Below are 268 nucleotides of genomic sequence, written 5' to 3' on the forward strand. Positions count from 1 at the left end.
TAGGATCGAGTGTTTCGGTCATGATCGTGCCTTCTCGCCAAGCAAGCTCGGCGTGTCGGCCAAAACCAGATCAACCTTTATTCCGACAGTCCCCAGTGAACGAAACGGGGGGAGTTTGAGGGGGGTTTGGGGGGTGGGTGTGGCGGTTGGTGTGTGTGGGTGGGGTGTGTGTGCGGAGCGGGTGGTGGAGTGCAGGTGCTCCCTGCTCCTGGTGTGTGGGTGGTGGGGGACACGGAGTGCGGTGCTCGGTGGTGGCGGGGGTTCTGCG

It is taken from the genome of Rhodococcus sp. C26F, assembly GCF_053345925.1.